Annotated in this window: 9 protein-coding genes; 5 read left to right on the top strand and 4 right to left on the bottom strand. The window is 73.1% G+C overall.

The window, feature by feature from the left end; translation table 11 throughout:
• Positions 1–212: 212 nt before the first annotated feature.
• Positions 213–1,025, bottom strand: a complete 813-nt coding sequence (locus G3I41_RS14590) for a class I SAM-dependent methyltransferase (RefSeq protein WP_164400637.1) — start codon at positions 1,023–1,025, stop codon at positions 213–215.
• Between the two features lie 396 nt (positions 1,026–1,421).
• On the opposite strand from G3I41_RS14590, the gene rpsA reads away from it, so the two are divergent.
• From rpsA to G3I41_RS14570, 4 genes are all read left to right on the top strand, one after another.
• Positions 1,422–2,930, top strand: a complete 1,509-nt coding sequence (gene rpsA, locus G3I41_RS14585; RefSeq protein ID WP_164400636.1) for a 30S ribosomal protein S1 — start codon at positions 1,422–1,424, stop codon at positions 2,928–2,930.
• A 167-nt stretch (positions 2,931–3,097) separates the two neighbouring features.
• Entirely contained in the window at positions 3,098–4,036 is a 939-nt protein-coding gene (locus G3I41_RS14580) for a PAC2 family protein (protein ID WP_073864671.1), read from the top strand.
• Positions 4,037–4,101: 65 nt separating this feature from the next.
• Positions 4,102–4,707, top strand: a complete 606-nt coding sequence (gene coaE, locus G3I41_RS14575; RefSeq protein ID WP_164400635.1) for a dephospho-CoA kinase — start codon at positions 4,102–4,104, stop codon at positions 4,705–4,707.
• 86 nt (positions 4,708–4,793) lie between these two features.
• Positions 4,794–5,156 carry a tetratricopeptide repeat protein gene (locus G3I41_RS14570; RefSeq protein WP_018518777.1) on the top strand — a complete coding sequence of 121 codons (363 nt, stop codon included), beginning with the start codon at positions 4,794–4,796 and terminating at the stop codon, positions 5,154–5,156.
• 20 nt (positions 5,157–5,176) lie between these two features.
• Here G3I41_RS14570 and G3I41_RS14565 read toward each other — a convergent pair whose 3' ends face one another.
• The gene (locus G3I41_RS14565) at positions 5,177–5,470 is read right to left on the bottom strand and encodes a DUF6343 family protein (RefSeq protein WP_164400634.1); all 294 of its coding nucleotides are present in this window, start codon (positions 5,468–5,470) and stop codon (positions 5,177–5,179) included.
• 76 nt (positions 5,471–5,546) lie between these two features.
• Here G3I41_RS14565 and G3I41_RS14560 point away from each other — a divergent pair, with 76 nt between their 5' ends.
• Positions 5,547–6,668 (top strand): ADP-ribosylglycohydrolase family protein, encoded by a 1,122-nt coding sequence (locus G3I41_RS14560; RefSeq protein ID WP_343242124.1) that lies wholly within the window; start codon positions 5,547–5,549, stop codon positions 6,666–6,668.
• A 21-nt stretch (positions 6,669–6,689) separates the two neighbouring features.
• Here G3I41_RS14560 and G3I41_RS14555 read toward each other — a convergent pair whose 3' ends face one another.
• Both G3I41_RS14555 and G3I41_RS14550 read right to left on the bottom strand, forming a co-directional pair.
• Positions 6,690–7,772 carry a tyrosine-protein phosphatase gene (locus tag G3I41_RS14555; RefSeq protein ID WP_164400632.1) on the bottom strand — a complete coding sequence of 361 codons (1,083 nt, stop codon included), beginning with the start codon at positions 7,770–7,772 and terminating at the stop codon, positions 6,690–6,692.
• Between the two features lie 38 nt (positions 7,773–7,810).
• On the bottom strand, positions 7,811–9,721 hold a 1,911-nt coding region (locus G3I41_RS14550), incomplete at its 5' end, for a hypothetical protein (protein ID WP_164400631.1).

Raw genomic sequence — 9,721 nt, 5'->3', positions numbered from 1 at the left:
GGCCCCCGCCGGCCAGCCCGGCCAGGGCGAGCGGGACGAGCGTGGTCTTGCCGGTGCCGGGCGGTGCGCACAGCACCGCGGTCCCGCGGTCGTCCAGCGCCCGCCGGAGGGCGGGGACGGCGGTGCGGACGGGCAGCCGGTCGAGGGCGTCGGTGCGGATCACGCCCCCAGTCTCGTACGGCGGGCGCCCGGGCCCCGCACCGGCCGCCGGCTCAGTCCCGTACGCAGACGAAGATCGCGGTCCCCGGGATCAGGTTGCCGCGCAGCGGGGACCAGCCGCCCCACTCCTGGTCGTTCCAGGCGGGCCACTCGGGCTCGACCAGGTCCACCACCCGGAAGCCGCCCGCGACCACGTCCCGGATCCGGTCGCCCAGGGTGCGGTGGTGCTCGACGTAGACCGCGTCGCCGTGCTCGTCCTGCTCGACGTAGGGGGTGCGGTCGAAGTAGGAGGCGGCCACCGACAGGCCCTCGGGGCCGGGCTCGTCGGGGAAGGCCCAGCGGACGGGGTGCGTCACGGAGAAGACCCAGCGTCCGCCGGGGCGCAGCACCCGGCGCACCTCGCGGAAGACCTGGACCGGGTCGGCGACGAACGGCACCGCGCCGTAGGCGGAGCAGGCCAGGTCGAAGGAGGCGTCGCGGAAGGGCAGCCGCCCGGCGTCCGCCTCGACCAGCGGGACGTCGTCGCCGATGCGCAGGGCGTGCTGGAGCTGGCGGTGGGAGAGGTCCAGGGCGACGGGGCGGGCGCCCTGCGCGGCGAGCCAGCGGGAGCACTGCGCCGCGCCGGCGCCGATCTCCAGGACGTCGAGTCCCTTCAGCGCGTCGGCGGGGCCGAGGAGGCCGGCCGTCGCCTCGTCCAGGCCCTCGGGGCCCCAGACGAAGCGGTCGTCGCCGAGGAAGGCGCCGTGGTCGCTCTGGTACTCGTCGGCGTTGCGGTCCCACCAGCCCCGGCTGGCCCGGCTGCTTTCGGCGGTGCCGGCGGTGCGGCGGGTCGCCTCGGGTTCGGCGGCGTACATCTCTTGGCTCATCGTGTCCGTCGTTGTAGTTTGCCTTCACCCCGCCGTACGCGGTACGTACCAAGGGGGCCTGCGCAGCGCTGAACCGGTGTGTCCGGATACTGCCGGACACGATCTGGCCTCGGTGAACCCGAGTTGTGCCGGATATCGGGCTTTGTGCCCGTGGTGTCCGCCTTCGCGCATTGACCGTGCCCTGCTGCCCCCGTATGCTACAAGTTGCGCTGCGAGCCTGCGCTCCTCAGACCTAGCAGGCCGCGCTCGCATCTGTTGCTAGTCCCCTCGGTTCACGAGGCGCCTTCCGGTCACGGAACTGGCGCTTCCCGGGCTGTCCGGCTTAGGCAGAGGCGATACGGGCTTTCGGCGTAGCAGTACCTACGACTCACTGTCCGTACCGGAGCCCTTTCCCACATGACGAGCAGCACCGAGACCACCGCCACCACTCCGCAGGTTGCGGTCAACGACATCGGCGACGCGGACGCGTTCCTCGCGGCGATCGACGAGACGATCAAGTACTTCAACGACGGCGACATCGTTGACGGTGTCATCGTCAAGGTTGACCGGGACGAGGTTCTCCTCGACATCGGTTACAAGACCGAAGGTGTCATCCCGAGCCGCGAGCTCTCGATCAAGCACGACGTCGACCCGAACGAGGTCGTCAAGGTCGGTGACGAGATCGAGGCCCTGGTTCTCCAGAAGGAGGACAAGGAAGGCCGCCTGATCCTCTCGAAGAAGCGCGCTCAGTACGAGCGTGCCTGGGGCACCATCGAGAAGATCAAGGAAGAGGACGGCATCGTCACCGGTACCGTCATCGAGGTCGTCAAGGGTGGTCTCATCCTCGACATCGGCCTCCGTGGCTTCCTCCCGGCGTCGCTCGTCGAGATGCGTCGTGTCCGCGACCTCCAGCCGTACGTGGGCAAGGAGCTCGAGGCCAAGATCATCGAGCTGGACAAGAACCGCAACAACGTGGTCCTGTCCCGCCGTGCCTGGCTCGAGCAGACCCAGTCCGAGGTCCGCCAGACGTTCCTCACGACCCTCCAGAAGGGCCAGGTCCGCTCCGGCGTCGTCTCCTCGATCGTCAACTTCGGTGCCTTCGTGGACCTGGGTGGCGTCGACGGTCTGGTGCACGTCTCCGAGCTGTCCTGGAAGCACATCGACCACCCCTCCGAGGTCGTCGAGGTCGGCCAGGAGGTCACCGTCGAGGTCCTCGACGTCGACATGGACCGCGAGCGCGTCTCGCTGTCGCTCAAGGCGACGCAGGAAGACCCGTGGCAGCAGTTCGCCCGTACGCACCAGATCGGGCAGGTCGTCCCCGGTAAGGTCACCAAGCTCGTTCCGTTCGGTGCGTTCGTCCGCGTGGACGAGGGCATCGAGGGCCTGGTCCACATCTCCGAGCTGGCCGAGCGCCACGTGGAGATCCCGGAGCAGGTTGTCCAGGTCAACGACGAGATCTTCGTCAAGGTCATCGACATCGACCTCGAGCGCCGTCGCATCAGCCTCTCGCTGAAGCAGGCCAACGAGGCGTTCGGCGGCGACCCGGCCTCGGTCGAGTTCGACCCGACCCTGTACGGCATGGCCGCGTCCTACGACGACCAGGGCAACTACATCTACCCCGAGGGCTTCGACCCCGAGACCAACGACTGGCTCGAGGGCTTCGAGGCTCAGCGCGAGGTCTGGGAGACCCAGTACGCCGAGGCGCAGCAGCGCTTCGAGCAGCACCAGGCCCAGGTCATCAAGTCCCGCGAGGCCGACGAGGCCGCTGCCGCCGAGGGCGCTGCCGCCCCCGTCGGCAACACGCAGGCCGCCTCGGGTGGCAGCGGTGGCTCCTACTCCTCGGAGTCCTCGGACAACTCCGGCGCCCTGGCGTCGGACGAGGCCCTGGCCGCGCTCCGCGAGAAGCTGGCGGGCGGCCAGAGCTGACGCTCTGTCCCTCCGGCCGGTCATCGGCTGCGGTAGGTAAGTGACCGTGAGGCCCGCTCCCTTCGGGGGGCGGGCCTCACGTGTTTCCGGAGTGAAAGAGCGTGTACGGGGAATGACCGGGGCACCCGTGGCGTTCTTCTCCAGGAACACAAGGAGGAGCGGTAACCGTGCCTGATCCGCAGAGTTTGTACGAATGGGAGCCGAAGGGCCTGGCTGTGGTCGACATGGCGCTCGCCCAGGAGTCGGCCGGCCTGGTCATGCTCTACCACTTCGAGGGCTACATCGACGCGGGTGAGACCGGCGAGCAGATCGTGGACGGCCTGCTCGAATCGTTGCCGCACCAGGTCGTGGCCCGCTTCGACCACGACCGCCTGATCGACTACCGCGCCCGGCGCCCGCTGCTGACGTTCAAGCGCGACCGCTGGGCGGCGTACGAGACCCCCGCGCTGGAGGTCCGCGTCGTCCAGGACGCCACGGGCGCGCCGTTCCTGCTGCTGTCCGGACCGGAGCCCGACGTGGAGTGGGAGAGGTTCGCCGCCGCCGTCGAGGAGGTCGTCGAGCGCCTGGGCGTCCGCCTCGCGGTCAACTTCCACGGCATCCCGATGGGCGTCCCGCACACCCGCCCCGTCGGCATCACCCCGCACGGCAACCGCACCGACCTCACCCCCGGCCACCGCAGCCCCTTCGAGGAGGCGCAGGTCCCCGGCTCCGCCGAGGCCCTGGTCGAGTACCGGCTGATGGAGGCGGGCCACGACGTGCTCGGCGTGGCCGCCCACGTGCCGCACTACGTCGCCCGTTCCGCCTACCCGGACGCGGCGCTCACCGCGCTGGAGGCGATCACGGCCGCGACCGGCCTGGTCCTGCCGTCCGTCGCGCACGCCCTGCGCACCGAGGCGCACCGCACCCAGACGGAGATCGACCGCCAGATCGGCCAGGGCGACGAGGAACTGGTCTCGCTGGTCGAGGGCCTCGAGCACCAGTACGACGCGGTCGCGGGCGCCGAGACCCGGGGCAATCTGGTCGCCGAACCGGCGGACCTGCCCTCGGCGGACGAGATCGGCCTCGAATTCGAGAAGTTCCTCGCCGAGCGCGAGGGCGACGTCTGAACCGTTCGGTCCTGTGCCCGCCGCCCCGCGCACCGAGTGACGGCGGCGGGCACTAGGCTGCCGGGATGCTGAAAGTGGGCCTGACCGGTGGCATCGGAGCCGGCAAGAGCGAAGTGTCCCGGCTGCTCGTCGGCCACGGTGCCGTCCTCATCGACTCGGACCGCATCGCCCGCGAGGTGGTCGAGCCCGGCACCCCCGGACTCGCCGCCGTGGTCGAGGAGTTCGGCCCCGGCGTTCTCAGGCCGGACGGCACCCTGGACCGGCCCGCGCTCGGCGCGGTCGTGTTCGCCGACCCGGACCGCCTCGCCGCGCTCAACGCGATCGTCCACCCCCTGGTCCGCGACCGCTCCGCCGAACTGGAGAAGGAGGCGGGACCGGACTCCGTGGTCGTCCACGACGTCCCCCTCCTCACCGAGAACGGCCTCGCCCCCCTCTACGACCTGGTCGTCGTGGTCGACGCCGCCCCGGAGACCCAGCTCGACCGGCTCGTCCGGCTGCGCGGCATGACCGAGGAGGACGCCCGCGCCCGGATGGCCGCCCAGGCCACCCGCGAGCAGCGGCGCGCCGTCGCCGACCTGGTCGTCGACAACGACGGACCGGTCGAGGAGCTGGCGGCCCGGGTCCGCGAGGTCTGGGCGGAGCTGACCCGGCGTGCGGCGGAGCGGGGCTGAGCCCGTCGCCGTGGCCCGCGCCAGTCCCGGAATACCCGCGGCCGCGCCCGCGTTCACCCCGGGACGGACCAGGGAAGGATGCCACCGTGCCCGAGAGGAACCCGGAAACCGACGTCATCGACTTCCGCGCGGCCGAGCAACTGCTCGCCGCGCGTGATCCCCGGGGCGCCGTGCGACTGCTCGACTCGGTGATCGCCGCCCACCCCGAGAACACCGCTGCCCGGCTGCTGCGCGCCCGCGCCTTCTTCGCCGCGGCGCAGTTGCGCCCCGCCGAGCTGGAATTCGAGCTGGTGCTGGAGCGCGAGCCGGACAACGCCTTCGCCCACTTCGCCCTCGCCCGCACCTTCGAGCGCTCCGGCCACCCCGAGCGCGCGACCCGCCACTTCCGGCTGGCCGCCGCGCTCGACCCGAAGCCGGAGTACCTGCGCGCGGCCCGCTTCGAGAACTAGGGCGTGCCCGGCGGCGAGAACTAGGGTGTGCCCGGCGGCGGGCCCTTGCCGCCGCGTGGGCCGTGGTCGGGTTCGTACGGGGGTACGGAGCGGCCCGGCTGGTAGTGCGCGCCCTGGCGCAGCCGGTGCACGACCACGCACAGGTCGACCAGGACCAGCGCGAGCAGCACCCCGCAGACCGCCGCCCAGCCGGTGCGGCCGTTCACGGCGAAGGCCGTCACCCCGAAGACGGTCCAGGCCAGGCCCCATAGACTCAGCCAGAGCCGCATCCGCAGCGGACTGCGGGCGGTCGTCGGTTCATTGCCGGTACGCATGGCATCGCCTCCCTACCAGCATGGACCCACGGCCGGGCAGACGCGGCGCGACAGCGTGAGAGGGCGGGGGCCGACGGTGAGCGGTACGACGACGGGGGCGGACCTCACGGCCCGCCGGGCCAGGGTGCGCGGGTGTCTGCTGGGCGGGGCGGTCGGGGACGCCCTGGGCAACCCGGTCGAGTTCCTGTCGCTCGCGGGCATCCGGCGCGCGCACGGCGAGCAGGGCGTACGCGGCATGACACCGGACGACGAGGGGGTCGTCGGCCGGATCACGGACGACACCCAGATGACGCTGTTCACGGCCGAGGGGCTGATCCGGGCGCATGCGCGCGCCATGTCCAAGGGCATCGGCGGCGCCGAGACGGGCATCGTCAGGAACGCGTACCTGCGCTGGCTGGACACCCAGAACCACCCGACGCCGCCTGCCGCCACGGCCGGGCACCCGGTCCGCAACGGATGGCTCCGGCAGCAGCCCTGGCTGTACGCCCGGCGGGCTCCCGGGAACGCCTGCCTGACCGGACTCGCCGCCGGGCACATCCCGGACCCGAGGGGCCCGGTCGGTGAGCCCGGGCCGGTCAACACCGGGTCCAAGGGCTGCGGCACGGTGATGCGGTCCGCGCCCTTCGGCCTGACCGGCGAGGACCCGGTGTCCGGCTTCGAGCGCGCCGCCCGGTGCGCGCGGATCACCCACGGCCACCCCACGGGCGCCTTCGCGGCGGGGGCGCTCGCGGCGATCGTCGGACACCTCCTCGAAGGCGACTCGCTGCCCGGTGCGGTGCTGCGGGCCATGGAACTGCTCGCCCGGCACCCCGGCCACGAGGAGACGACGGACGCCCTGCGCGCGGCCGTCGACCTGGCCGCGCGGGGCGGGCCGAGCGCCGAACGGGTGGAGTCCCTGGGGCAGGGCTGGGTGGCCGAGGAAGCGCTGGCCATCGCGGTGTACTGCGCGCTCGTCCGGCCCGGAGCGGACCAGGTGGCCGAGGCCCTGCTGCTCTCCGTCAACCACTCCGGCGACAGCGACTCCACCGGCGCGGTCTGCGGCAACCTCCTCGGCGCCCGCCACGGCGACACCCGCCTCCCTCCGCACTGGCTGGCGCGGACGGAGGGACGCGGGGTGATCGCCGAGGTGGCCGACGACCTGTGCCTGGAGTTCGAGCACGCCGTCGAGTGGCCGCAGGGCCGCTACCCGGGCTGCTGACCCCCGGCACGGGCCGCGCGGTCAGTCGGTCAGCAGCTTCGCCCGCAGCGCCGCCACGGTCGCCGCGTCGAGCTTCAGCCCCTCCCGTACGTACGTGTCGAAGTCGCCGTAGATCTGGTCCACCTCGGCGTACGCGGCGCGCAGCCAGCTCAGCTCCACGGCCTGCGGGTCGCCGGTGTACTGGTTGCTGGCCAGGAAGTCCGCCTCGACGGTGGCCCGGGGGACGCCGAGGAGGGTGAGCAGGACGGCCGTGCCCCAGCCGGTGCGGTCCTTGCCGGCGCTGCAGTGGAAGACCGTGGCGCCGGAGGCGTTCGTGGCGACGGCCGTGACGAGGTCGCGGAAGGCGTAGTCCGCGCCCACGAAGTTGACCATGAACGGGTAGCCGATGGACTGGCCGAGGTCCGAGGAGCCGGAGAAGAGCCCGGCGGCGATCGCCTCGGCCAGGGTCATCAGGGCCGAGTCGTGGAAGCGGATGCCGTGGGCGAGCGAGACGACGTCCGCGACCTGGTAGCGCACTCCGGCGGGCAGCCGGTCCGGGTCGTCGTGGCGCTCCTGGACGTTGCGCAGGTCCACGTCGAGCGTGAGCTTCTGGGAGACCAGCCGCTGCTGCTCGGCGTCGGTGAGCTTGCTCAGCTTGTTGGAGCGGTAGACCAGGCCGGGGCGCACCCAGCGCCCGTCCGTGGTGCGGTAGCCGCCGATGTCCCGGAAGTTGCGGGCGGAGGCCAGGCCGAGGGAGCGGTCGGCGACGACGAGCGGGCTGCCGCTGTCCGGGACGAGCCGGAAGTACCAGCGCCCGGCCTCCGGGAGCGTGCCCGGCGCGACGGTCAGCGAGCCGGTGCCGGGGGCCGTGCCGAGCGCGGTGCCGGTGGTGGCGTCGGGCGAGGTCACGGCGGTGACGGTCACCGAACCGGCGGGCGAGGCCCAGGAGAGGGTGTGGCCGCCGTCGGCGGTGCGGGTGGCGGTGGCGGCCGTGAACGGTACGGCGGACTGCGCGACGGAGGCCGGCGCGGTCGCGGGCGGTGCGGCGAGGGCGGCCGGGGCCATGACCGTACCGGTCAGGAGGGCGGTGGCGAGGACGGCGCCGGCGATGCGATGCGTACGCATGGTGCTCCTTGTCGTGGCCCTGCGGGGCAGGGGAGGCGTCAGGAGGTCGGTGTGGCGGTGCACGGGGTGGTGCCGCAGACATTGATGACCCGGCCGGTGGTCAGGAAGGTGGCCTTCTGCTGACGTGCGGCGGGCGAGTTGCGGGGGTCTTCGTGCGGGTCGTGCCCGTACGCGGGGCCGGTGGGCGGGGTGTTGGTGACCGGGGGCGTGGGCGTACCGCTGTCCCAGACGGTCATCGCGGAGCCCCGGTACGGCAGCCGGTGCGGGCCGGCGGTCCGGATGCCCCAGTACGGGACGGCGTCCGGGCTGCGGCCGGGGGCGAGCGCCGGGGTGAGCAGCCGGGCGCCGATGGTGCGCGCCTCCACGTCGGCCGCCGCGTTCGCGACCTGGTGGTCGCCGTACGCGATGTGCATCAGGACCTGGTGGTGGTCGGTGAGGTGGTTGGCGTACGCGTTGGTCTCGCCCCGGTCCCAGACTATCTGGAAGAGCTGGAGGACCAGTTGCTGGTGCAGCTTGTCCGGGTAGGCGGCGTTCAGGACCTGCTGGAACGGGGCGAAGTCGGCGCTGCGGTTCAGGAGCAGCCCGTAGTTCATGCCGGTGACGCCGAGCACCCCGCGCCGGATGTCGGGCGAGGCGGCGATCAGGGCGCCGCCGAGGATGCCGCCCTGGCTGTTCCCGTCGTACGCGAGGCCGTGCCGGGTGTCGAGGAGCGGGCGCCCGCCGGCGGTGCGGAACGCCGGGTCGGTGGTGAGGCCCTCGGCATGGATCAGGGCGCGGCCGAGGAACAGGGTGTTCAGCATGCCCTGTTCGCTGCGCTCGGGGACGGCCGGGAAGAGGCCCGGGTCGGCGAGCGCGGCCATGACCACGGGGATGTCCGCCTTGGCCATGCCGGTCCAGTCCGTCGCGCAGAACGTGAAGTCGTGCTCTGCGGCCATGTCCTTGACGTTGCCCGCGCCGACCTCGTTGCGTGAGCCGAGCAGCCCGTGACCGTACAGCGAGGGGTGCGACGGTCGGCGGAAGGCGGCGCGCGGGATCTCGCAGCGGAACGCGGCGGTCACGGTGCTGCCCGGGAGCGCCCGCGGGGTGCCGTCGCGGTCGCGGTTCAGCACGGCGCCGGGCGGGCCGCCGGGCGCGTCCAGGTAGCCGGGCACGGTGACCTCGCCGGTGACCTCGCGGGCGATCCGGGCGTCCTGCTCCCGGGTGAGGTCGGTGACCCCGGTGACCTCGAAGGCGGGTGCGCGGTCGCCGAGCCGGCGGAACGCGTCGTCGCGGAGGGTGAACAGGTCGCCGGTGAGGTTGCGTGTGGAGGCGACGGTGAAGTCCCAGGCGAGGTTGAGCCCCTGGGCGGGGACGCCCGCCCGGCGCAGTGCGGACAGGGCGGGCCGCAGCCGGTCCTGGCGGGCGCGCAGCGGATGGTGCGCGGGCAGCCGTTTCCCGGCCACGGCGGTGAAGGGGGCGGCGGCCGGAATCGTACGGCCCGCCCCGTCCCTGAGGTGGCGCAGCGCCACGGCGTAGTGGTGGCCGTCCTGGAAGTTGCGGGCCGGGTGGATCAGCAGGGCCCGGCGCGCGGGGTCGGTGGCGTTGCTGTCGGGCTCCGCCCAGTACGGCCACCGCTCACCGGTCGTGGTGTCCAGCAGGACGATGGGCGCGTCCCGGTCCAGGGACCGGCCGATGTCGGTCAGCGGGGCCGCGCCGGTCCGGGCCAGGTCGAGGCCCGGCACCTGGGCGATCAGCGTGGAGCCGGGGGAGAAGCCGTCGGACCGGTTCCAGGCGGCCGGGTCGACGGCCTGCCCGCTCGCGGGCCGGGGGAGGGCGGCCGCGTCGAAGGCCACCCGGCGGCCCGTGTCGGTGCGCGGGTCCGGCCGGGTGTACCAGTCGTTGGGGAACGGCAGCAGGCACGCGGCGGGTGCCAGCGGGTCGCAGCCCCGCGCCGGGGAGGGGTCCGCCGG

It is taken from the genome of Streptomyces sp. SID9727 (genome assembly GCF_010550605.1).
Taxonomy (GTDB): Bacteria; Actinomycetota; Actinomycetes; order Streptomycetales; family Streptomycetaceae; genus Streptomyces.
This window is presented reverse-complemented; position numbering and strand designations above follow the sequence as displayed.

Coding starts and splice junctions, on each gene's coding strand:
- G3I41_RS14565 (WP_164400634.1), bottom strand. CDS start 5,470: ATGCGTACCGGCAATGAACCGACGACCGCCCGCAGTCCGCTGCGGATG.
- G3I41_RS14555 (WP_164400632.1), bottom strand. CDS start 7,772: ATGCGTACGCATCGCATCGCCGGCGCCGTCCTCGCCACCGCCCTCCTG.
- coaE (WP_164400635.1), top strand. CDS start 4,102: ATGCTGAAAGTGGGCCTGACCGGTGGCATCGGAGCCGGCAAGAGCGAA.
- G3I41_RS14590 (WP_164400637.1), bottom strand. CDS start 1,025: ATGAGCCAAGAGATGTACGCCGCCGAACCCGAGGCGACCCGCCGCACC.
- rpsA (WP_164400636.1), top strand. CDS start 1,422: ATGACGAGCAGCACCGAGACCACCGCCACCACTCCGCAGGTTGCGGTC.